The organism is Streptomyces griseus subsp. griseus (assembly GCF_003610995.1).
In the GTDB taxonomy this organism is placed as follows: Bacteria; Actinomycetota; Actinomycetes; order Streptomycetales; family Streptomycetaceae; genus Streptomyces.
Window position 1 is genome coordinate 5,898,121 of sequence record NZ_CP032543.1, and the last position, 26,709, is coordinate 5,924,829.

The window sequence follows — 26,709 nt, forward strand, 5'->3', positions numbered from 1 at the left end:
ATGCGGGCCAAGGACATGGCTGTGGCGCACGGTGCGCACATGTTCTGGAATCCGCCGACGGCTTTCGACAAGTCCGTGTTCGACAAGATCGTCAGCTCGCACCAGGGCCCGTCCGGCGAACCGCTGCTCCGCTTCAGCCCCAACAGCGACCACGCCGTCCTCACCTGGGTGCAGAAGCCCAAGCCCGGGCAGGTCGACTCCTATACGGCGCGGCATACGTACGGTATTCCGGAAAAGAATTTCGACAAGTTCCGTGATGTGGCGCGGAATCGGAATGTCGTCGTGGATGTGCGGCCGACGAATCCTTCGGCGCCGAAGTGGCTGGATGCGGGGGCGTTGCCGAAGCCGCCGGAGATCAAGGCGAAGACGGTCGGCGGGGTCGATGTCCTGCTGGGCGCGGATGCGGGGAATGTCGGTCTGGTCGGTTATTTCAAGCCGGTGTTGCCGGATCAGGGTTCTGTTCCGGTGGATGCGTGGGATCGGGTGGTTTCGCGGTTCAATCAGCGGTCCACGGAGTTCCATGAGTTGGCCGGGGCGATGGCCCGGTACGAGGCCGAGGGCCGGTTCACGGTTCACGACGGGATCGTATTCGGTGTCGATGGTGATGGTGGGCGCCGTCCGATCACCGGGGATCATGATGTGTTCGATGTGTCGTCGCCGGACGGTTCGCGGCTTTCGCATCCTGAGCATGATGCGTTGATCGACGAGATGCGGGCCAAGGACATGGCTGTGGCGCACGGTGCGCACATGTTCTGGAATCCGCCGACGGCTTTCGACAAGTCCGTGTTCGACAAGATCGTCAGCTCGCACCAGGGCCCGTCCGGCGAACCGCTGCTCCGCTTCAGCCCCAACAGCGACCACGCCGAACTCATGCACGCCGAGCCCCGACCGGCCTCCCGGCCCTCCCCGTCCGGCCGCCCCGAGAGCATCGCCGAGGACGTGAACCTGTTCAGCAGGGACACCGGGACGCCGGACCTCGGGGGAACCGTCCACGCGGACGGGCAGGTGCTCCACCGGCTGCACACTCCGGGCGACGGGGACTGCCTCTTCCGCTCGCTCCTGGACACCGCGCGCAGCCGCGCCGTGCCGCCCGCGTGGGCCGCACTCAACGTCGCCGGGCTCCGCACGCTGCTGCGCGACCGGCTCACCGGCTCCGAACTGCTCACCCCGGACGTCGAGGCCACACCGGACCCGGTGCTCGCCGTCGTCGACGATCTGCGGATGACCGCCTTGGCCGGGGTGGGGAACCCGGAGGCGCGGGAGCGGATCGGGCAGCGCTGGGACCGTATCCAGCAGGCGGTCGTCACCGAGGGCGACGGGCGGCAGTGGCGCAGGATCCTCCGGGACAGCGGCTACCCCCACCTCGCCGAGGTGGCACCGACCCCCGCCGACGCCCGCCGGCTCGGCACCGACGGGCTGATCCTCGCGGCGGCCGAGTCCACGGCCCTGTGGTCCTCGCCCTTCGCCGACGCCCTCCCGCTCGCCCTGGCGCACACCCTCGACCTGGACCTCCGGCTCGTCGGGACGGCTCCGTCGGCACCGGCGAGCACCTTCGTCACCCCGCTCAACCCGGGCGGGAACGGCGGCACCGTGCACCTGGCCTACAACGGCTCCGACCATTACGACGCCCTGATCCCGGCCACCTCCCTGCCCGCCCCCACCCCGGCCATCCCCGCTCCCGCCACCGCCCCGGCCACCCCCGACCCGGCCGGCTCCGACGTGTTCGGGGAGTGGCTGCGGAGCATGGGCGGCATCACCGACCTGGACGCTCCGGTCGCGGAGACCCCGGACCGGGGTGACGGCGTACCGCTGGAGACCCAGCTGGAGCGGCACCGCCCGGCCAGGCTGCTCACCGGCGAGGACGCCCGGCCGCCGGGCCCCGCACCCCGCACCGTCACCTTCGACGACGGCAGCCGCCTGCCCACCGTCCTGATCAGCCCGGACGCCGATCCGGACGACGGCGGTACGGGTCCGGGCACCCGGACCGACGGGGCGCCGAGGACCGGCCTCCTCAACGGCCTGGGCGTCCTCAACCTGCGCTCGCCCGAGCAGGTGGCGAAGGAGGTCTTCGACCAGCTGCCGAAGAAGCTCCGTTCGCAGTTCGACGAGGCGGAGCTGCTGCGCCTGCTGAAGGACCAGCCCGGCGCCTTCACCGCCCCGCGCGGCGCGCGCTTCGTGGGCCGGGAGAAGTCCGGGGTCGGCCACGAGATGGTCGTCGAGGCCGTCCCGTACCACCGCTGGGAGCGGTTCTCCGAGCCGGGCGGCGCCACCGTCCGGGTGGACACCGTGCGGCGCGGCCAGTCCGGTACGGGCGGCGGGCGCAGCGTCGGGGTCGGGCGCCGGATCGCCGCGGGACTGGGCATGGGGCCGCCGCTCAACTGGCTGCTCAAGATCGGCGTCTCGCTCGGCTGGAACCGTAAGACCGACTACACCCAGGGCACGCAGGCGTACCACCAGAGCGAGTACCGGGCCTGGGAGGGCTCGCACCTGCATCTCGACGACGTCCACTACCGGGTGCGCGTGGAGCGGGTCACCGAGGCGCCGCGGACGCCCGCGCCCGGCACCCCGCCCACCGCTCCGCACTGGCAGCGCAGCGAGGTGCACTCCGCGTCCTTCGCCATGCGGGACGGACTGAGCTGGCGGCTGCCCGACGACCTCACCGTGCCCTTCAACGGGCCGAAGCGGGCGCCGGAGACGCTCACCTTCCCCAACGGCGCCGAACCGCGGATCACCGACACGACCGCCCTCCACCTGACGGACCCGCCGGAGAACGTGGCGCTCGCCATCTCCGGCGCCCGGCCGGGCAGTTCGGCCCACCGCACACTGGTCTCCTACGTACGGCCCGGACGGTTGCTCGGACTCTTCGGGCGGCTCTCCGGACCGGTCACCGGCCCCGAGCTGACCCGGGGGAGCGGACAGCACCCGCTCGGCCACCTGATCGTGGAGCGGTCGATCCCGCACCGGGCCACCCTGGTCACGGAGTCGGTCAAGTCGGAGATCCGCGACCTCACCCAGACCACCTACCAGAACCAGCGCGCCCACGTCCGCGACACCCGCCTGGGCGTCCAGGTCACCGCCGGACCGAACTACACCCTCATCGGCCCCGAGACCGACGTGCGCCTCCAGGGCGGCCCCCTGGTCCGCACGGACCTCGGCGCCGGCCGGGGCCACTACCTGGGCGCCGACGCCGCCCGCAAGGTGACCGGCCGCGTCCGCAACCACCCGGTGGCGCTCTACCGGGTGGAGCGCACCCTGATGGTGCGGGGCGCCGGGCAGCCGGCCTCCGCCGCCCGGCCGGTCCGGGTGGTCAGCCTCGACTGGTACTCCACCCAGGACGCGCGCCGCCTCGCGGGCTGGGACAGCCGCACGCCCGGAGCGACCGGCCCGAACCCGGACGCCGAGCCGCCGGTGCCGTGGTACCTCAACCGGGAGGACCCGGTGCACCTCGGCGGCCAGGTGCGCGCCGAGGGATTCGTGCCGGACCGCCGGCCTGCCCCGGTCCCGGCCACGACCCCCGCGCCCGCCACGAACACCACCACCCCCGCTCCGGCGACGACCTCGACGACCACTCCGGCCCCCGCCCCCGTCCCGCCCCAGGACCCGCTGAAGGCCTTCGGCGACACCGTCCTGGACACGCTCCACCGCGCCTACCCGTCACTCTTCGTGCCGCCGCTGATGCTGCGCCACCCCCACCTGGCCAAGCTCTGGTACGGGGACGGGCGTATGAGGACCGCCCTCCACAACGAGCGCCAGGTCCGCGAGGCGCTGAACCGGCCCACCCTCGCGCAGAGCCTGGACGACCTGACCACCACCGGGGTGCCGGTCACCCTCACCGAGGACGGCAAGGTCCGCCGGGGCCACCACACGCTCATCCTGCGCGCCCGCCTCACCGACCGGCGGTTCGAGACGACCATGAGCGAGCGCTCACTGCGCAACGCCGTCGTCGGCACCGAGATCTCCGGCCAGGGGCAGCAGGAGTCCACCACCCTCTCCGCCGGCGTCGAGCTGGGCATCTCACCGCGCGACCACGACAAGGACCCCGGTACCGGGCTGCCCCGCCAGGCGGGCAACGTCTCCCTGGGCGCCCGCCAGGCCCTGTCGTGGACGCGCGCCACGAAGAACACCGTCGCGGTCACCCACGACCAGCTGGCCTTCCAGAACGGTGCCGATCTCTACAGCTACCAGGTGGAGCTGGGCGCCACCTTCGAGGGCCACCGCCGTCCGCGCGGCTGGACCCGGCTGGTCTCGGCGGGGCTGCTCGGCGCGGGTGTCTTCGTCAGCAAGGTCGCGGAGCGGCCGCTGTTCTCCGGGGGCACCGAGACCGTGGGCCGGGTGGAGCTGGCCGTCCCCGCGGCCCACGGCTCCGAGCGCCACGCCCCCGCCGACCCGCCGCCCACCGGTCCCGCGCCGACACCCGCGCCCACCCCCGCCCCGCGTCCCCTCACCTCCACCGAGGCCGACCAGCTGCTCGACGGCACACGGCCCCTGCCCCGGACCACCGCGGCCGACCGGCAGCTCGTCAACAAGCTGCTCAGCGCCCCGCACGTGGTCCTCAGCGCCGAGGGCGGCGAGCAGCGCCAGCGGCTCGTCCAGGACACCGCCGACCGCGCCACCGGCTCCTCCTGGCACGTCAGCGCGCCCGGCACCCCGATCCGCACGGCCCTGCGCCGGGCCATGGCCAACCTCGGCGTCGCCGGCCAACTCGGCCAGTACCTCGGCCCGTTCGGTTCCCGCATCACCGGGCTCACCGGTGCGGGCCCCTTCTCGACGCACTACCTCAAGGCGGCGGTCCGGGGCGAACTCGACAACCTGCGCGTCAGGAGCGACCCGAAGCCGGGCAGCCTCGAAGCCACCATCGGCAACGAACACCGCGTCGCCGGGTCCTCCGGCAGCGGCTCCCGCACCACCCTCGGGCTCCAGGGGGGCGTGACACCGGTGCAGCAGGCCCCCGGCCAACAGGCGCTGGTGGGGGCGTACACCTCCGCGCTCCAGTACGCCTGGGGCAAGGGCCGCAGCGTCTCGCAGACCCTCACCCGGGGCCGCAACACCACCCTCAGCTACGCCGGCCGGATGTACCTGGTGGTCGCGGACGCCGCCGAGACCGTCGCGGTACGGGACCGCTGGACAGCCGTGATGGGAGCGGTCGGCACCCGGTCCGGCGGCGGGATCAGCTCCGCCGCCGGGCGGATCTCCGAGCGCCTGGGGCGCGGCCTCGACCCGCGCCGGGCCGCCGGCGCGCTCCAGCGCATCCGCGACGCCGTCATGTTCCACCTGCCGATGCAGGACGCGATCGAGGCCGGGCTCGCCCCGGACGGCCTGGGCACCCGCACGCCGGACAACCTCGGCGGCGGCTACCGGCTGCCCCCGTTCCTGCAACGCCGCCACTTCCCCTCCCACCCCAGCGGCCAACTGGACGCGAGCCGGGCGGCGCAGCAGCTGATGGGGCAGCTGGCGCGGATGGGCGTGCCCTCGCACGACCGGGAGCAGGTGCTCCAGCGCCTCTCGCCGGACTTCCTCCGCTCCCATGTGCACGAGCTGACCACCGACGGGGTGACCCTGCCGGTCCGCTACCGCAGCTGGTCCAGCCCGCACCAGCTGCCGGTGGGCGGTAGCCCCGGTCAGCTGAAGCTCACACTGACCCCGGTCACCACCACCGTCGAGCGGCTGCGTACCGGCTACGAGCTGGAGGACTACCGCACCACCGCCCGCGACGACGTCGGCGGCCGGTCCCAGGACCGCGGCGCCGACGCGACCCTCAGCGGGAGCGAACGCGTCGCGGACGGCGGCCTGCTCGCCGCCAACCCGGCGATCCAGGGCACGGCCGCCAAGCAGCGGTCCAGCAACGTGACCGAGTCGGCCGGCGCCACCGCGATGCCCAACATCGCCACCACCCAGGCGCACGCCGAGATCGTGACCACGTACACCCTGACGGCCACCCTGGTGGACGCCTCCGGCCAGCCGCTCGGCCCCACCGCCACCGCCCCCGTCGGCACGCTCAACGAGATCCTCCCCGCGAGTCTGCTCACCCCGGACGGTGAGGGCACCGACGGCGCGCTGACCGAGCAGGACGTGCCGGAGCCGCCGCGTGCGGTCACGCTGCTGACGGCCGATCAGGCGCGGGCGGAGTCCGTCGCCCAGTGGCGTACCACGGACGGGGAGACCGGTGAGCGGGACCCGGACATCCTGCCCTTCGACGATGTGATCGGCTCCGGCATCCTCGCCGTGGACATACGCGGCGCGGCCAACGTGCAGGACGCCCTGACCCTCGCCACCGCCCGCGCCGACGGCTCCCCCGGCGACCTGGACCTCGGCGAGCGGCATACCGGCACCACCCTCGCCGAACGCGTCCGGATGGCCCGCCACACCCCGCTCACCGGCCTCGGCACCGCCCCGGCCCAGGCCCAGCAGGAGGCCACCTCCCAGGTCGGACTGACCGCGGGCTTCCGCGAGGCGCTCGGCCCCGACGGCTCGCCGCTGCCCACCCAGTCCTCCGCCCGCCTCCTGAAGCAGTCCCACACCGCCGACTCCCGCCTCTACGCCAAGATGCACCGCGACGGCGCCCGGCTGCTGGCCGTGGAGAACAAGCCGCGCATGGAGGCCATGCAGCGGCGCAAGACCGGCGACGCGCTGGACGCGGGCATCACCGACAACATCGAGGGCGCGGTCAGTACGTCGCCGCTGGCGGGCAACAGCAACGCGGGCGTGACCAACCCCGGTGCCACGGTCCCGATCGGCGGTGCCAACGACTCCACCGCCCTCAGGAGCGCCACCGACACGACCCTCGGCACCCACATCAAGGTCGTCACCGACCGCAGCATGCTCTTCGCGGTCCCCGTCAGCTGGCTGGCGGTGGCCGAGGTGGACCACCGGGTCACCGACAGCCGCCCGATGCAGGCGCTCGGCAAGCCGAAGCGCGGCCCGCGCGCCGCCGAGGCCGAGACCACCGCCCTGGTCTGGCTCCGCGAGGACATCGCCCGCGACTACGGCCTGCTCGACGACACCACCTTCCCCGACGAGGCCCGCGCGGCCTGGGACGCCCAGGCCAAGGCGACGGCCGACCTCGCCACCGCCGAGAAGAACTACTACGACGCCCGCGCGAAGGCCCGGGAGACCTGGCTCGGCCTGAGTCCCGAGCAGCAGGCGGCGCTCGGGGACGACGACCGGGTGACGGTCCTGCCGCGCGCCGTCGCCGAGTCCCCGGCCGTCACCGCCTGGCAGGCGGCCCGCGAGGAGGTACGCACCTGGCAGCAGCGCCTCGACGCCGCCGCGAAGGACCACCACCGCCTCCAGCTGGCCGCCGCCCGGCTCACCGCCCACCACCAGGGCTCGGGCTCGGTGCCGGTGAAGGACGCGCCGCAGGAGTACACCGCGCCCGACTGGCGCTCCGAGGCGCCGGAACCGTACAAGGTCACCGAGGCCGGCGGCTCCACCCCGCGCACGCTCACCTCGCCGGACGGCCGCACGGTGCACGAGGTCCACGAAGTGCCGCACGACGGCGCCTCGTTCTTCCACGCGCTCCTCACGACGGCCCAGGACCGGGGGCGGCTGGCCTTCCTGCTCGACGCGGACCTCGCCGACCGCTTCACCGCCGCGCCCGGCGATCCCGCGGTCACCGCGGAGGCCGTCGGGGCGGTGCGCAACCGGCTCGCGTGGGCGCTGGGCGACGACCGGAACGGGGACCTGCTGGACGGCCTGGCCCTGGACACGGCGGACACCTTCAGCCAGGTCGAACTGGACTTCGCGGAGGTGGAGCTCACCCCGGCCCAGCAGGCGGAGTTCGACGCGTTCGGCCGGCTCCCGCTGACCTTCTGGCCGAGCCCCGAGCAGCGGGTGGCGCTGGCGATGGCGGCGCTGTCACGGCCCTTCACGGCCGAGCCGGCCGCGGTGGGCCCGGACGCCGGGGACCCGGCTCAGCCCGAGCGCAGGGCCGGCGACCACGGCGGCGCCGACCTGCTGCCCGCCCTCGCGGCCCGCGTCCTGGACACTCCGGTGACGGTGATCACGGGGGAGGGGCGGCAGCAGGTGTTCGTCCCGCGCGGTGCCGACCCGGCGGTGGCCGACACCTCCTCGGGCCCGGTGCTCTTCGCCGCGGACGGCTTCTTCTCCGCCGCCCTCCCGCCCGGCACCACGCCGCCTGCCGCCACGGCGCTGCCCGCCACCAGCGCGCCCTCCTCCGGCACGGAGACCGCCCCGAAGCCGCCCGCCCACCGCAGCCACCCCACCCCGCCCTGGCTGCCGCCCGCCGACGACACCGGTGCCCCGCGCTACCGCCTGGACCGCGACGGCGTCCTCACCGCACCCGACGGCGCGACCTTCACCCAGGGCCCTCCCGCCGGCCGTGGCAACGGCTTCTTCGCCGCACTCTCCACAGCCCTGCGCCACGCCGCCGTGGAGCCCGGCCGTGACCCGAAGGCGGCGACCCGGCTCCGCAGCCGCGCCGGGGCGTCGCCCGCCCAGCTGATGCGGCTCAACGGCCTCCCCGGCGACCGGGCGGACCGCGACGCGCTGTTCTCGCCCCCGCCGCTCCGGACCGGGCCGGGCGTGCCCGCGCCGAGCCAGGACGCCCGCGACGGCCACCTGCGCCGCCACCTCGCCAACGCCCCGTGGGGCCCGGACGCCGACCGGGCGGTGGCCGAGTGGGCGGCGAAGGCGACCGGTGCCACCGTCACCCTGGTCGAGGAGAACGGCACCACCCACACGTACGCCGGTCCCTCCGCCGACTCGCCGACGCTCCGACTCCGCCGCCGGGGCGGCGACTTCGTGCCGCTGCTTCTCCGCACCCCGGCGCCGACGCCGCCAGTGGCACCGACGCCGGAGACCCCGGCCCCCGTACCCACGACGAAGGTGTCCGAGGCGCCTGTCACGTCCGGGACGAGCGCGCCGGAGCCGCCCACCGCCGGCGACCCGCCCGGTCCGCACGGCGAGGAGGAGGCGTACGGACTCAGCACCCTCTCCGGCGCGGAGCCCCGGCCGCAGGACAGCCCGGACACCGACTCCGACTCCGACTCCGATTCCGAGAGCGTGGGGACCACCCCGGTCTGGGCCGACCCCGAGTGGCTGACGGCGCTCTTCGGCTCCCAGTGGAACAGGGCGCCGCGCGCCCGGCTCCAGGAGACATCCGAGGCGCTGTACGCCCTGGTCGAGGAGGCGGCGGACGGCCGTCCGGTCCGCGACGGCCTGGCCGACCTCGTGCGGGAGGTCATGCACCTCCCCGACCGGGCCCGGGTGACCAACCAGGACGTGCTGGACCTGGGATCGCTGGCCCTGGAGGCGTCCTCGGACGACCTGGCCGGCGCCGAGGACCTGGCCGTGTACTTCGTCGACCGGCAGATCGAGACCCGGCGGGACGCCCTCGCCGAGGAGACCCTGCTGCACACCGCCGACCGGACCCCGGCGGGCCGGGACCTCACCGGGACGGGGCGAGGGCTGCCGCAGCCGGACTCGTACCTCACCGAACGTTCCGGCCGGGTGGCCGAGCAGAACGCGCAGTGGCGCAACCCGTACCTGATCGTCGGTCAGGCGGCGGAGGGCGGCGGCGTCGAGATCGTCACACCGTGGCGCACCTTCGTGGTCCGTGACGCCGAGGAGATGGCGCGGATCATCTCCTACGACACCCGGCGGCCGGGCGGCGCCGACATCGTCCTCGCCCTGCCCCCGGCCTTCGCCGCGCGGGTCGCCAACCTGGTGGCCGGAACGACGGCCCGCCCCGTCTGGTACCCGCTGGGACCGGCCGAGGTCGCCACCCACCCCACCACCGGAGCCGCCCACCTGGTGGTGCACCGGAGGGACGGGGAGACCGGGCCGGACTGGAGCACGCCCCCGCCCCCGCAGCTGCCCGGCCTGCCCGGCGCCCGCGACCTCAGCAGCGACAGCGACAGCGACGACGGCCGCAGCAGCGACAGCGACTCCACCAGCGACGGTGACGCGGAGTTCGACCGGCTGGCCGACGAGGCCCAGTTCGAGCGCCGGATCGACGCCCTGCGCCCCAGGCCGCTGATCACCCGGGACTACGAGGTCGTCGACGACGGCGGCACCGGGGTGCTGTTCACCGAGCCCGGCCCCCGCGCGGTCGGCGTAGTCCGCGCGCGGGAGGGGACCGAGGGTCTGGCCCTGGTCCTGCCCCACCAGGGCCAGGACGTCGTTCCCGCCGCCGACCGACCCCCGCTGCACATCTCCGCGGACCGGACGGTGGCGCTGCACTCGGCCGGGAACGACACCACCGGCCGGGGCCGGCAGGTGTACGCGACCCGTGCGGCCATCGAGTCCTCCTCGGCCCGGCTCGCCGCCGCCGGAGCCGGGGTGCGGCTGGAGGCCGACCCGTCGGTGCGCGTCATCCTCAAGGGCGAGGACGGCACCCCCGGCGAACCGCTGTTCCGGGTGGAACCCCGCTTCCTCACCGGCTCCGGGACCTCCGAGCACGCCTTCACCCGGGACTTCGCCCGGATGGTCGCGGGTACGGACGCCGCTCCGCTCTCCCACCTCGCCTTCCGCACCCCCGACGGCACCGTCGCCACCGCGCCCGCCAACGGGCTGCACGGCCGGGAGGTCACCGGCACCCACCACCTGGCCCAGGCACTGACGGAGGTCGCCGACGGCACCCGCCCCGCGACCGGCGTCACCCCCGACTGGGCCGCCCGGCAGGCGGGCCGGGACCCGCGCTTCACCGGCGGCGTCGTGGGCGCGCCGACTCCCGGCGAGGCGTACGGCCAGGCCCTCAGCCACACCCAGGACAACGCGCTGCGCGGGCCGTTGGCCCAGGCCGCCGCGCGTACCGGAGTCAACGAGCACGCCTGGGCGCAGGTCGGCGAGGGCTACCTGATCCAGTCGGTCAGCACCACCAGCGACGGCGGCGCCCAGCTCTTCACCCACAACCACGCCAAGCCCGGCGACCCGGTGGGCCCGCACGCCCCGTACCACTTCGCCCAGGTGGTGCTGGCCAGTGAGGACGGCACCCACCAGATCACCCTGGAGAACGAGACCCACTCCCGCACCCCCATCCCGGCCGACCGGCTCGACGCGATCGTCGACGAGAACCTCGACCGCTACGACGAGGGCCAGTTGGACATGCTGGCCGACGAGACCGAGCGGCGCGCCGAGACGGCCCGGCGTGACGGCTCCGACCCCGCGTACACCGCCCGGCTGGACGGGTTCGCGCGCACCGCCCGGGCCCTGGCCGCCGTGCACGAGGCCGAGCACGTCCGGTGGCACTTCACCGAGGACCGCCCCGAACACGCCCTGGCCCAGCGCGAGGTGGACCAGGCCCGGGCCCGCGCCCGGGACGCCGTACGGTCCGCCGCACCGGTCCTGGACGACAAGGACCAGTGGTTCTTCCGGGCCTACAGCAAACGGCCCGGCGAATCGGCGCACGCCGTCAACGCGGCGCTGCTGTCGGAGCGTTCGCCCGCCGTCTCCAATCCGCTCACCACGGTCGCCCTGCACGGCCACACACTCCGCCCGGACCAGCGGACCGTACGCTTCGCCGAGCAGCAGCACACCCTCTCGCCCGAAGCGGGCGAGAACCTGGACGCCCTGGCCCTGTCGCTGGCCCGCGCCGCCCTGTGGAACCGCGCCAACGGCCTGCCCCTGCCCGCGGTCACCGTCACCGGGCACGGCAACCGGTCCCAGGCGAGCGGCGAGAAGCGGGCTCAGGCGGTCGGCAAGGCGCTCGGGGACCGGCTGGTCCGCCTGCTCAGGACGCTCCAGCAAGGCGCCCCGGGCCCGCACGTCCGGCTCTCCGACCTCACGCTCACCCTGGACGCCCAGCGGGTCCGCCGTGCCACCGACCCGGACCGGGGGCGGATGGTGACCGTCGACATCGACGACCACCGGCACCCCTCCCCGACGGCACCCGGCCGCCCCGCCCCCGTCGGCGGGCCGCCCGCCACCGAGCCGTCCGCCCTGCGCCGCCCGACCACCGAGGCCGCGCCCGGCAGCTCTCTCTCCGGCGGTGCGGACCCGGCCACCCGGCCCGGCACCACCACGCCCTCCGGCCGGGACGGCTCCCGGCCGGGCCGCCGGTCCGCGACGCCCAGCCCCGACCGGGGCGCGCCGGTGCCCGCGTGGGTCCAGGCCCGCATCCGGTACGCCGAGGAGTCCGTCGCCTTCGAGCGGCGGCTGGCCGAACACCTCGCCGAGAACGAGGCGGTGACCGAGGAGTTCCGGAAGATGGCGCGTGCCGCGTGGGAGCGGGCGCGGCAGCAGTATCCGCGGGCCCTCGCCACGTTCGGCAGCGAGAACCCGAGCATGCCCGGCAGCGTGGGGGCCGGCCGGCCCGCCCTCCAGCAGGTGCTGCGGGCCGGCAACCTGCGCGAGCTGGTGACCTTCCTCTTCCAGGGCATCTCCAGCGACCTGGTGCCGGAGATGCTGGGCGGCAGGGAGGAGCCGAACCCGGAGATCGAGGCGGAGCGCCCCAGCCGCCGTCAGGCGGAGGGCCGCACCCAGCTGGAGCGCCTCGCCGAACAGCTGCGGTTGGACGACACCCTCTCCGCCCCGGAGAAGCAGGCCGCGCTCGCCCGCGCCACCAGGGAGCACACGCTTCCCGTCGACCCCGACGACGTCCGGCCGCCGCTCAGCCGGGCCGAGCGCCCCTTCGCCGTGAACGACCTCGGCCTCACCTGGATGCCCGCCTCCTCCGTGTACGACCTCGCGATGAGCTCCGGACTCCAGCAGACCTCCGAGGAGACGGGCGGCCTGGTCCTCACCGGTACGGCGGGTTCGACGTACCGCTTCCTGGTGCACGCCGCCCGGATGCGGGACCAGTGGGGCCTCGACCTGGACCTCGGGCTGATCCGGGCCGGCATGATCGCCATGTCCCTCTCGGCGGACCACCATTCGTTCCACGAGGTCATGCGCGGCGCCCAGTTGGCGCTCGACTCGATCCCCGGCCACGATCCCGCGCTGGACTACCGGGACAACTGGGGCCGCTACTGGAACGTCCACCCGCTCACGGAACAGGAGCTGCGCCGGCACGTCGCCGGTGGCGGACGGTTCCCCGACGAGCACGCCCAGGACGTGGAGGACGCGGCGGGCCTGGGCGCACAGGCCGGGCCGCTCACCGAGCTGGCACGGCTGCTCCCGGAGCTGTCGGCGGCCGACCGCGCGACCCGGCTGGCGCTGCTTTCGCCGGCCGACCGCGAGTACCTGGCCGCCCGGCCCGGCCTCGCGGCGGCGCTCCGCTCGAAGCTGAGCGACCGCGACTTCGCCGAAACCGTGGCCAACCTGCTGGTACAGGTGGCCCCCGGGGTCGAGCAGCCCGTCTCCGCCGGACGTGAGGCGCGGGCGCGGATCACGGCCATGCTGCGCGATCCCGACGTGGCGACGCGGCTGCTGGAGCGTGGCGCCCGGGTCCTGGTGGCGCCGAGGAACGAGGCCCTGACCGAGCTCGGCCCGTTCCGCGACCTCGCGGGCCGTGAGCTGTCCGGGACCGACCGGCGGACCTGGGACACCGTGCGCGGTCTCGGGCGGCTGAACACCGCCGTCACCGAGGAGAACCTGCTCGGCGAGACCACCGGCGTGGCCGGTGCGCAGGGCTACGCCGACGGATACTCCACCACCACCCACGAGTTCGCCCACGCCATCCACCGGTACGGGCTGGACGACGCCGACCGGCGGACCATCGCGGCCGCCTACCGGGGCAAGCTCAGCCCGCCCGCCGGCCAGGACCCGGCCGACGTGGAGTGGCCGGACGGCCCCCGCCGGAGTGCGAACGACGGACAGCCGGTCGACAACTACGCCTCCAGGGACGAGTTCGAGTACTTCGCCCAGGCCGTCAACGCCTACCTGGGCACGAACACCGGCCACGACCCGTTCACCGGACAGCCCCGCAACAACGGCCCCGCCTGGGTGCGGGAGAACGAGCCCGCTCTGCTGCCCGTCCTGGAACGGCTCTTCGGGACCACGCCGGAACAGGATGCCCCCGGCCCGGCCAACCCGGTGGACGCGGTCCGCGCCGAGAACGAGATGTACGAGGGCTTCCGCGCCGTATGGGACCGGGCGGAGGGCATCCACCGCGCCCAGCCGCACCCGCCGGTGACCCCGCCCTCGCAGCTCCGGGACGCCGGCACCGCCGGCCCGCGCCCGGCCACGGACGGGAGCACCGAGACACCGCTCCCGCCGCCACCGCCCACGTCGGCCGACCGGCGCAGCGGCTGGGCCGAGTTCCCCCAGGACCTGACGGCCGAACTGGACCGGCTCCTCATCGCCTCCGCCCCCGAGTCCGAGGCGCTGGCCCGCTTCCGGTTCACCGACGAGAGCGACAGTGACCACGAGAGCACCGAGAGCGATCCGGCGGACGATCCCCGGACCTGGGCCGGGCTGCTGTTCGGCCCGGCCTCCCGGGGCGAGTACGAGGCCGAGGCGCTGCTCGATACCGCCCGTGCCGTACGGGACCTGGCGCACCGCGCGACCGCGTCGCGGGCGGAGGCGACCGACGTCCTGGCCGAGCTCCGTGAGCTGACCCGGCAGGTGCTCGGCCTCGGCGGCCGGGCCCGGATCGGCGCACGGGAGCTGATGATGCTGGGCTCGCTGGCGCTCAGCGCCACCCCGCGCCAACTGGCCGACACCGGCGCGCTGGCCCGCCTGCTGACGCACCAGGACGCCGCGCTCGGTGAGCAGAGCAGGCTCGCCCCGGACCGCGGCCCCGGACGCGACTGGACCGGCACCGGCGGGCAGACGCCCCCGCTCGACACCTACGCGGCCCAGGACGGGGACGGCGCGCTGACACTCTGGCCGGCGCCCTGGCCGAAGTCGTACGTCGTGCTGGCCCAGTCCGCCCCGTCCGCCGTGCACCTGCACACCCCGGACGGCACGCTGCGGATCGAGGACACGGCGGACCTGGCCCGGCTGATCGCCCGCGACCCGCACCGGCCCGCGGGCCACGACGTGGTGCTCGCCCTGGGGCACGAGGACATCGAGACGCTCGCCCGCCAGGTCGCGGACCTCACCGGCAGCCGCGTCTGGTACTCCGAGGCGGCCCCCCGGGTGGCCACGGACTGGCGCAGCGGTGCCGAACACCTGACCACCGGCCCCTCGCCGCACGCCGGGGCACACCCCTGGGCATCCCTGCTCCCGGGACAGGACCCCGTCGCCGGCGGCCCGCCCACCGACGTACCGGCGGAGGAGCGCTCCTTCGTCCCGGACGCCCCAGTCGCCGAGGCGCGCCGGGCCCGCCCGCTGACCACCCGGCAGTACGGCTTCGCGGACGGCCACGGGGACGGCGAACTGTTCCGTAACCCCGGCGAACCGCTCAACGACTGGCGGCCGCCCCAGGCCCTGGCCGGCACCGACGACCCGCCCACGCTGCTCCTGGCCGAACAGACCTGGGACACGCAGAGCGTCCACGGCCACCCGGCCCTCCGGATCTCCGCCGACCGCACCCTCGCGACCCTGGACGGCTACGACGGCCAGCAGGTCTACGCCACCCGTCAGGCCGTCGCCGACGCCACGGCCAAGCTCACCCGGGCGGGCCTGGCCGTACGCCTCCGACTCGACGAGGAGCGGGGCATCGTCCTGCCCACGCCCGACGGAGGCAACCGGCAGCTGTTCCGGGTGACCCCGGTCTTCCTGAACTCCACCGGCCAGTCCACCGAGGAGGTCTGCCGGGACTTCGCCATCATGCTCGCCGACGACGGCCGCACCTCCCACCTGGTCTTCCGGGACCCGGCGGGCGGCCCGCCGGCCACCGCGCCCGCCAACGCCTCCGACGGCGCCGAGGTCACCGGGACGCACCACCTTGCCGAGGCCCTGGGCCAGGTCGCCGACGGTGTGCTGAGCCCGGGCTCAGTCGGCACCGACTGGGCGGCCTCGCAGGTCCGCAAGGACGGCCGGCCCATCGGTGGGGACGGCACCGGACCGCTGCCCGCCGCCGCGTACGGCAGCGCGCTGAGTCTGGAGCGCCCCGAGGACCCCCGGCGTACCGCGATGACGGAGGCGGCCCAAAGGATCGGCGTCAACGAGTTCGCCTGGGCGGACGTGGGCGAGGCCTATCTCGTCCAGTCCGTCGCGGCCCCGGGCGAGCACGGCCCGAGTCTGGAGACGAACTACGCCAAGCCCTCGACGGAGTCCGGCGAGTCCTACTTCGGCTACCACTTCATCACCGTGGTCCTCGCCAGTGAGGACGGCACCCACCAGGTCTCCCTGGAGAACCACGCCCGCGCCGGCTCACGCGAGGAACGGCTGCGCCGGATGGTGCTCAGCAACCTGCGCGCCCACGACGTGGCGGAGCTGCGGGAACAGGCCGACACCCTGCGCCGGGAGATCGCCCGCCAGGAGGACGCCGGCGTCGACGAGGGCCTCAAGGAGGTACGCGGTCACCTCGACCTGACCATCCTGCTGACCCGGGCGGCCCTGGCCCAGCAGGAAGTGGCGAGCACCGCCGCGGGCTCGCCCGAACGCAACGAGGCGCGACGCACCTTCGATGGCGTCGTCAGGACCGCGTCCAAGCACCTGGAGCGCCTGGAAAAGACCGTCCCCGGCAAGCAGCTCTGGTACATGAGGATGTTCAGCCGACGGCCGGGCGAGTCGGCCCACGACGTCAACGCGCGCCTCCTGGAGGACGGCGCGGCCGAGGCCAACCCGCTCACCACGGTCATCCTGCACGGCCAGGAGGAGCGGACGCAGACGGTCCACTTCGATCCCGATGCGGAACAGGCGCCCGCCGCCGCGGCGAGCACGATCCGTCACGTCGCCGCCCGGGTCGCCCGGACCGGGCTCTGGAACGCCGCTCACGACCTGCCGCTGCCGCAGGTCACGATGGCCGGCGGACGGACCTCCCGGCTGAGCCGGGACATCGGCCGGGTGCGTGCGAACGCGGTCGCCGCGGCCTTCCGGCGCGAGCTGGCCGACGCCCTCCACCGCCTCCAGGACGGCACCCCCGGGCCCCACCTGGACGCTGACCGGTTCCTCGTCGAGGCCACCTCCGTACGCGTGGAGAAGGCACGCGCCGACCGGGTCGCCACCGTGGAGATCACGGTCGACGACCGACGCGGTGGCCCCCGGCAGATCGCCCTGCGCGGCCTGCGGGGCGGTTCGCCCGACGACGGCCGCGACCCGCTCGCCGAGCAGTGGCCGATCGGCCGGCCGGTCACCCTCATGCGGCCCCGGTTCGGCGGTCTGGCGGCGACGGCGGCCCTCTCCACCGGCCTGCCGTCCGACGGCACCCCGTCCACCGGCAAGGGCAAGGAGCCGGAGCCCCGCCCGCACCGCTGGTTCGCCTACACCCGGTCCACCACATCCCGGATGGAGCAGCTGCGTTACGAGGTGGCGGACTCCGGCCACCTCCGGCTCCCCGACGGCCAAGAGGTCCCGCCCACGGGGTGGACGCGCTTCGGCGACGACTTCGTCCACCCCGAGACCGGGGCGCTCCTGCGGGGCGACAACGGCTGGCTCGGCCGGGTCGCCAACCTCGACAGCCTCCTTCCGGCGCTCGGCGAACTCGACCCGGACGCCGCGCCGTACCGGATCACGGCCGACGCCACGCACCTCCACCTGGCCCCGGAGAGCGGCGGAGCCGCCCTGAGCATCCCGCTGGCCCTGGACCCGGCGGCCGACGGGCCCGACGCCCCGCGCGCCACCGGCCCCACCGCCCGGACGGCCCCGTCCACCGCCGACCCGTCGGCCGACGTCGCTCCGCCGGGAGGACGCACCGCACCTCCGGCCTCCGACGCCGAGTCGGCCGCGGCCCGGACCGCGTACGACCAGGCCCGGGAGGTGTTCCGCGCGGCGGCCGGCACCACCGGGCCGGACCGGACAGCCCCTGCGGGCCGGTCCGCCATCGACGACGCGCGGGCCTTGGTGGAGCGGGCCGAGGAGCGGCTCTGGGCGCTCGGGGCGGCACCCGAGACCCTGGCCGACACACGCACCCCCTCCGCCCCGGCACCGGGTGACACCGACGCGCCCCGCGAACCGGCCCCCGCCGTTCCCCTGGAGACCGAGCACCGGACATGGCTCCTGGACCAGGTGACCGAGGCCGACCTGCCCCCCACGCCGGTTCCGCCGGACGACGGTGAGACCGTGACCGGGGCCGACCTGCGCGCCGCGGGCGTCACCCTCTCCCCGGGGACGCACGCCGAGATGGCGCTGCTCGGGGACCGGTTGCCCGCGAAAAGGCTCTCCGCACCCGATCTCACCCGGGTACGCCTCGCCCGGACCGATGACACCACCGGGGTGACGGCGGCGGTCGCCGCCGAGGTGGCGCGCCGCCTCTGGGCCCGGACGTACGCCGCCCTCCGGGCCACGGCCCCCGGGGCCCGGAGCGATGAGGAGACCGCCCGCGCCTGGGCGGCCGCCGTCGTCCTGGTGCTCCCTCCCCAGCCCCACCCGGTCCTGTCCGACGCACGGTTCGCGGGCGACGGCTTCCGCGACGCGGTGCGCCGGATCGCCGGTCACCTGCTCACCGCGGAGCCGGGCGCCGAGGGCGTCCGGGAATCCGCCGCGAAGCTGGCCGACACCCTGCGCGAAGGCCTCGGACTGGCACCGCGCTGGTCCGTACCGCCGGAGGGTCCCACGACGGGACGCGCTGCGCCGGGAACGCCCGCGCTCCAGTCCGGTCAGGGCGGCGAACTGCCCGACCTGGACATGCCCGACGCGGACCCCGGCCAGGGCCACCTTCCGGACCCGGCCACGGACCTGGGCATGGCCATGGATCTGGACGGCTCCGGTCTGCCCGACGCTTTCCTCTCCGTCCCGGACGGCCTCGACCTGGCCGTCTGGGGCGCCCTCGGAGACATGGACACCTGGGGTGACCTCGGCGACCTGGGCGACCTCGGGGATCTGGGCGACCTCGGCGACCTGGGCGACCTGGGTGAACTCCCGGACCTCGGCTTCACCTTCGACCCGCCCGCCCCCGTGCCCGTCGGACCGGGCGAGGGGGACGGACAGCCCGTGTACGCCGTGCCCGCCGCACCGCCCGCCCGGCCGCTCACCACGCTGCCCGCGCTGACCCTCGTACCGTTCGCCCCGAACTCCACCGGGACCGCCGACAGCGCCGACGGCACCACGGAACGGCTGGCCCACCAGGTGGCCCGGACCGCGCTGCGCAACCGGCGTAACCGGGTGCCGCTGCCCAGGATCGACATCGCGGGATACGGCGCTGACGCGCGCGGCGCCGGAACCGCACGCGATCGGGACCAGGCCGCCCAGGCCCAGGGCGACCTGCGGGCGCGGACCACCCGCGACCTGTTCGTCCGCCATCTCGACCACGCCCTGCGCACCCTCCAGGCGGGGCTGCCCACCGGCGCGACGCCCCTGCGGCCGCAGGACCTCACGATCACCGCGCGAGGCCGGAGCCGGGTGCCGGGCCAGGGCGCCGCCGTGGCCCTGGCCGGGCGGATCGGCCGGGAGGAGCTGGGCCGCCAGGCCACCATCGGCGTCACGTCACCGCGTCACGCAGCCGCCCTGGACGCCCTGGACGCGCTGCGCCGCACGGACCGCGACCTCCGCACCGGACCCCTGGACGTGGATGCCGTCGCCCGCCGGATCTGGCACCTGGAGCCGTCGGTGTTCGTCGACCCGGAGATGCGGCGCGACCTGTACACGCTGACCGGCCGGGCCATCGCCGCCGGCCGGGCGAACAGCCTGGCCGCGCTCACCGCCTTCCACCTGGAGGAGCAGGGCCTGCTCGCGGACGACCGGGCCCGCCATGTCTCGGCCGGTGGCACCCGGGTGCCCGGCCTGAACTGGACCGGCACCGACACCGCCGCCCTCGACACCCTCTTCGTGGACCGGCTCACCACCGGCCCGGCAGGCACCCCCGTCCGCGCGGGGAACGCGGACGTCGCGCCGTGGCCGTGGGACACGACGCCGTACCCGGTGCTGGCCGAGGGCAGCCACGACCGGGTGACGGCGCAGCTGCCGGACGGCACCACGTGGCAGCTGGACGCCGACGAGTTCGCCGAGCTGGTCGCCGCCGACCTGACCCGCCACCCGCTGCCCGGGCGGACGCCGATCGTGCTGGCCGTGCCGTCGGCGGGCGACCGCTACCTGGAGCTGCCCCGCAAGCTCGCCGAGCGCACCGGCCGCACCGTCTGGGTCCACAGCGGACTGGCCCGGCGCAACCCCGATCCGGCCGCGACGAACACCCTCGCCGTGCTCCACCGGGACGGCCTGCCGGACGGCACCTGGCTCCCGGTCCGCCCCGGACTGGCGCCGGACCCGCACGACGACGCCCCGGCCTGGCACCACAGGGTGCTGACCCAGCCCATCGTCAGCTCCCGGACCGGTGAGCAGATCGGACGCAGCTTCCACGAGCTCTTCGAACTTGTCGGGGAGCGCGAGAGCTACCGCGACCTCGACCACATGTCCTTCTACGTCCACTGGGACGCCGCGACCAACACGTACTCCGACAAGCGGCCGATGGAAGATCCCGGCCCGGCGGACAAGGCGTACCGGCTGGCGGGCCACGGGCTGCCGGGCGGGCTCTCCCTGCCGTTGGACGACGGCTCCAGCCGCATCGTGGACCGGGACGAGGCGACCGGCTGGCTGCGGCGGCGCAAGAGCCTGGTGAGTCTGCCCGAGGACCACTGGGTCGACCTGGTGATCTGCCACTCGGGCGCCCCGGCACAGGGCTCGGCGCAGGACGTCTCCCAGCTCGAGGACGCCCTGCCCGCCGCCTTCACCACCGATCCGCTCGGCGACGACGCCCTCTCCCTCGGCCAGCACCTGGCGAACCGGCTGCGGCGCACGACACGGCTGTCGTACTCCTCCCAGGGCGTGGTCCGCTTCGGCGACGGCCCGGTGCGCGTACTGGCCACCGACGCCCAGGGACGCCCCTGGTGGTGGGAGACCAGCCGTCCGGAACCGGACGACGCGGAACTCGACCGGCTGGCGGAGCAGGCCGGATTCCAGGGCGGGCCGTCCCCGCGTGTCCGCTCCGAACTGCTGCGCGTCGTCCGTGCGCTGAAGCTGGTCATGGGCCCGGATGTGGTGGTGGCCGACGACTTCCCGGCGCTGGTCGCCGGGGCCGCGGCGGTCGTCAACATGTGGTTCGCCGACCCGGACCTCCAGCCCACCGGCCCGTTCTGGCCGCAGCTGCTGAGCCGGGTGATCGCGGCCCACCCCCTCGCCGCGGGCGGCGTGGACGGGGACGTCACCCGCCAGGTGCTGGCCGAGGCGGCGAAGGCGTGGCGGGACGCGGGCGGCGCGCTGCCGGTGAGCGGCTTCGTCCCGCTCCCGCAGCTGCGCACGGCGGCGGACTGGCTCACCGACCCGGCTGCGGTGGACCGGGCGGCCGTCGACGCGCTGCGGCTGGCCGACCCCGCCGACGCGCCCGCGCACCGGCCCCGTATGTTCTGGGCTCGGGTCCGCGCCGAGGAGACGCTGCCCGGCCCCGGCCCGGCCGCCGACGCGCTGACCGTACGCGCCCTCCGCCTCGACCCGGCCACCCAGCTGGACGACGCCCTGCGTGCCCGCGCCCGCGCCCTGCTCACCCGGGGCTTCGCGGCGGGCCGGAACATGGCCGACCCGGACGTGGTGGGCGCGTACGCCGTCGAGGCGGCCGGAGCCCTCACGGCCCCGGCGCTCATCACCACCGTGGGCGCTGCGATCGGCTCCGGCCGGGACTGGCGCGGCCTCGCGACCCTGCTGCCCCGGCTGGACAGCTTCCGGGTCGCGGACACGACGGTGGACGCGCCGTGGGCCGGACAGGACGCGGACGGCAAGGACCGGCCGGCGCCCTACGCCGTACGGGCCTCGGTCGACCTGGAGGACAGCGGCCACGTCCAGGTGACCCTGGGCACGGAGTCCTACCGGCTGACGGCCGCCGAGTTCGCCGAACTGCTGTCCGCGGACGCCGACTTGCGGGGGCTCCAGCCGTCGGCGCCGGTCCTGCTGCTGCTCGACGGGCTCGGCGGCCCCAGCCCGGCGGTCGCGGAGACCGTCTCCCGGAGGCTGGGCCGTCCGGTGTGGTGGAGCACGTCCCCGGTGGAGCTTTCCGCCCCGGACGCGGCCGAGGGCGAACTCCCTTTGCTGGTGCCCGACTTCTCCACACTGGGCCAGCCCAGCGCCACGGACTGGCGGTTCACGGCGCCCGCCGCCCCGGATCTGGGCGTGCCGACGGTACCCGCCACCCCGGCACCGGGTCCGGGTGCGCCGACACCGGCCACCAACAGCGACCCGGCTACCCACAGCGACGTGGCCGCCGACTCCGCCCGGGACGGCGACAGGTCCGTTGACCTGGCCCGGGACGACGCCCCGTCCCCTGCGTCCGCCCGGAGTGGCGTCCTGTCCGCCGACTCCTCCCGTGACAGCGATACGGCCACCGCTCCCGCCCGGAACGGCGACCCGTCCACGGGCACTTCCCGGAGCGATGCCCCCGCCACCGGCTCCCCCCGAAACCCCCGCAGCTCCGTCGGCGACCCCATGGAGGGAGTCGAGGCCACCTCCGTACCGACGGCGCCCGCGCTTCCCGCCGTCCCCGTCGCCCCCGCCTCGGTGCATGCCCTCCAGCCGCTGCCGCCCCGGACCCTGGTGGCGTACGGGCGGGACGAGATGAGCCCCTCGGCTCAGGGGGACCGGACCCTGGAGCTGCTCGCGGCCCAGGTGGCGGCCACCGGTCTGCGCAACCGGCGGGCGGGCGCGGCCCTGCCCCGGGTCGAGGTCACCGGCTACGGTGCCGAGGTCGGCCCCGACCGGGCGTCCACCGGTTCGCCCGGAAGGCGGCGGGCCTTCACCGCGCGTCAGCGCTTCACCCGGCTGCTGGAGAGCGAACTGCAGCGGCTGCAACGGGATCTGCCGACCGGCGAAACCCGCCTGACCGCTCAGGACTTCCCCTTCGCGGTCCGCGCCATGGCGCGCGTGCCCGCCGACTGGGTGGGCACCGGCGTTCTCGCCCAGGTGAGCCGGGCCGAGTTGGGCCGCCAGGCGGTCATCGCCCTCCGTCTGCCGCCGGACGCGGTGGCGGTGCAGCGACTCGACACCCTGCGCCGCCGCGACCGCGCGCTGCGGACCCGCCCGCTGGACGTGGACGCCATCGCCCGCCGCGTCCTGCACCTGGACCCCGGTGCCGCCGTCCAACAGGACGACAGGCAGGAGCTGTTCGACCTGGTGGGCCGGGCCACGGCGGCCGGGCGGGCGACCGGGTTCGCCGCGCTGGCCGCGTACCACCTCTCCGAGCTGGGCGTGACCGCGCCGGGCCGCGCCCACCACTTCACCGTGGGCGGCAGCCGCGTACCGGGCCTCAACTGGGGCACCAGCGACGTCATCGCGCTGGACACCACCCGGAGCGACCTGCTGGAGGCGGACCCGGCAGGCGGCTACGACGTCCTCAGCACCTCACCGACCCCCTGGCCGAGCACCACGACCCCGTACGTGGTGGCCGCAGAGGGCGGGCGCGACCGGGTGGAGGCTCGGCTCCCCGACGGCACGGTGCGGGAGTTGGGCGTCGAGGTGTTCGTGGAGCTGGTCGCGGAGGACGTGGCCCGGGAGGCGTTGCCGCCGGACACGCCGATCGTGCTCGCCGTCCCCTTCACCGCCGACGGCTACCTCGATCTGCCCCGCAGGCTCGCCGACCGCACCGGCCGGACGGTGTGGGCGCACAGCGGCCGCGTCACCGTCGAGTCCGCGCCGGGGGAGTCCAGCACCATCGACGTCGTCCGCACCCCCAAGACCCCCCGGGGCGACTGGATCGCCAGCGATCCGGGGCTCGGTCCGGACCCCGACGACGACGTGCCCGACTGGCACCACGACGTGGTGACCCGGGCCCTCGTCAGCGCGCTCAGCGGCCGGCAGATCGGCCGGGCCTCCCACCATCCCGCCGAGTTCGCGCGGGACTTCGAGGACGACGACCGCCACCTGGACCGGATGGGTACGTTCGTCCACGACCACCCGGCCACCGACCGGGTCTCCGGCGAGTACGAGATGCCCAGGCCGGGCCCCGAGGACCGCGCGTACCGGCTGGACATGCACGGCTCTCCCGGCGGTCTCACCCTGGCCCTGCGCGACGGCACCACCCGCGACATCGACGAGCGTGAGGCCGGGCCGTGGCTCCGCCGCCGCAAGAGCCTGACGACCCTGCCGAAGGACCACTGGGTCGACCTCGTCGTCTGCTGGAGCGGGGCGCCGGGTGACAGCGCCGTGCCGAGGCCGAGCATGGCCTCCGACGCCTACGGCGGCCCCTTCGTGGCCGACCCGCTGGCCACGGTCTCCATGGGTCAGCACGTGGCCAACGCCACCGGGCGGGCAGTACGCCTGGCCTACGGACCCCAGGGGACCCGGGAGAGCAACGGCCGCTACCAGCGCACCCTGTTCGCCGACGCCCAGGGGCGCCGCCGGGCCTGGGCCCTGGCCCGGCCCGAACCGGACGAGGACGAGCTGGACCGGCTGGCGGAGGTGGCCGGGGTGAGCCCCGGCGACGGCGAGGTGTCGGACGAGATGCGTACGGCGACGCTGCGCCTGGTGCGGGCGCTGCGGTTCACCCTCGGCCATGACATCGACGACGACCCCGGCTTCGACGAACTGTTGCGCGGCGCGGCGGCGGTGGACCAGATGTGGCGCAGCGACTCCGACTTCCAGGAGGCGGGTCCGTTCACGCTGGACCTGCTCCACCGGGTCGTCGCCGCACACCCGGAGGCCGCCGCCGGGGTGGACGGGCCGACCACCCGCCGGGTGCTGGCCGCCGCCGCGGAGCACTGGAGCCGCTACCCGGGCGAGGGGGTCGCCGGCTTCGTCGACCTGCCCGCGGTGGAGGCCGCGGCCCAGTGGCTGGCCCAGGAGGATGTGGAGGCCGAGGCCGCCGCCGTTCTGCGGCTCAGTGATGACGAGGTGGGCGAGGCGGAGCTGTCCCGGATGTTCTGGGCCCGGGTCAAGGCCGAGGAGACGCTGCCGGGAACCGGTCCGGACGCGCAGGAGTTCGCCGCCCGGGTCCTTCACCGGGACCCGGGCCCGAGCGCCGCCCACGCCCGCCGCGCTGAGGCACTCGACGTGCTGACCCGGGCCTTCGCGGTGGGCCGGGAGGCGTCCGTCCCCGACACCGCGGCGGCGTACGCGCTGAAGGAGGCCGGGGCGTACGAGGACACCGCGTTCGACACGGTGCAGGGCGCGTCGGACGGCACCGGCCGCGACTTCACCGGCGGCGGGGCGACCGGTGTGGACCTGACCCGGTTCCGCACCCCGGCCGGTCTCGTGGACACGCCCTGGGCCCAGGGTGCGAACGGGGAGGACCGGCCTGTCCCGTATCTCGTGTGGGCCGGGGCCGACGCGGACGACTCGGATCTTGTCGAGGTCTCCTGGGGCGGTGACACCTACGCGGCGACTGCCGGCGAGTTCGCCGAACTCGTGGCAGCGGACCCGGCGTTGCTGCGTGCGGAGCTGACCGTGCCGGTGGTCCTGGCCCTTCCCGGCCCGGCCGCCGACGCCGCCGCCCTCGCGGACCGGGTCGCCCGCAGACTGGGCCGCACCGTGTGGTGGACCGGCTTCCCGGTGGACCTCTCCGGCACCGGTGACCCGGTGCTCACCCTGCGTCCGACGGCCGACGGCACCGACCCGGGGGCCACCGCCTGGCAGCGGACCCGTCCCGCGCACCCGGCCTCGGCCGAGGACGCGCCGCGCCCGGTCCCGGCCCCGCTGTCCCGTTCCGCGCGAGGCGGTGGCGCGCCAGAACCGGCCGGGCAGGAGCGGACGTCCGCTCCCGCGCAGCACCAGCGGTCCGTGCCCAGGGCTTCGGGCACGACGGCACAGCGAGCGCCTTCCGCGCCCACGGCCGCCGCCCCCACCTCCGCCCCGCCGTCCACCGCTCCTCCCGGCCGGCCGGGAGGCGACACGTCCGGTGCGCCCGTCCGGTACTCGGCGGACGGCCGGTTCGACGGGCGGTTCGCGGACACGACGGCCGAGTTCCCCCTGCTCATCGACGACGGATGGCAGCGGGTATGGGGATTCGGGCAGGACGACGCCGAGTTCCACGTCTTCGTGGCCGAGATCGCCTCCCTCGGGCTGCGCGGCGAGTACAACCCCGACGGCCCGACCGCCGGGCGCGTCACCGACATGAACGGCCGGCTCTACGACAGCGGCCCGTCCTGGGACTGGTACCTCCCCGGCCGGGGCCTCGTCGCCTCCTCCCGCCTACGGGCGGTGACCGGGCGGGTCGAGGGCCAGGAGGAGCTCATGGAGATTCCGGCGAACTGGCCCGCCACGGGGCCGGTCAGTCCGACTCCACCGGTCGATCCGGCGTCCGTCGCGGCGGACCCCGCCGTCCTGGCGGGCGGCAAGCTGCCCGAGGCGCTGTGGCGGGACCACGACGGCCCGCTGTACCGCTTCAGCCCCGACGGGCCCGACCGGGTCTTCGCCGAGGGTCTGAAGCCCTACGGCCCCGAGATGGTCCACCTGATCGACCACGTCTACAACAGCAACCTGACCCCGAGGACGCTCTTCTCCAGCACGACGGCCAATCAGCACTATGTGCGCGACAGCGCGCGCGCCAACCCCGCCGGGGCGCCTGCCCTCTTCCGCCGCTACCGCTGGCGCTACGACATCGTGGCCCCCGGCGGGATCGACGTGAACGCCACCCTCGGCCCGGCCTCCCCCTTCCCCGACCAGGAGGAGGTGCTCTTCCCCGGTGGCGTGGCCGGCCGTCACATCCGGGGCGTCCAGCCGATACTGGACGGCAATCCGGTGGGGTCCTTCATCCCCAACCCGCGCTTCGCGCCGCCGACCGGCACCGAAGCCGCTGACACGGCGGACGGCGGGCCGGCCACGGACCGGCGGACCGGGGACGGCACATGA

1 protein-coding gene is annotated in these 26,709 nt (G+C 75.4%); it reads left to right on the forward strand.

The window, feature by feature from the left end:
* Positions 1-26,709 (forward strand): lonely Cys domain-containing protein, encoded by a 26,709-nt coding sequence (locus tag D6270_RS26615; RefSeq protein WP_413251967.1) that lies wholly within the window; start codon positions 1-3, stop codon positions 26,707-26,709.

Bases quoted from the DNA above. Each gene is read 5' to 3' on its own strand.
- D6270_RS26615 (WP_413251967.1), top strand. From the start codon at position 1: ATGCGGGCCAAGGACATGGCTGTGGCGCACGGTGCGCACATGTTCTGG.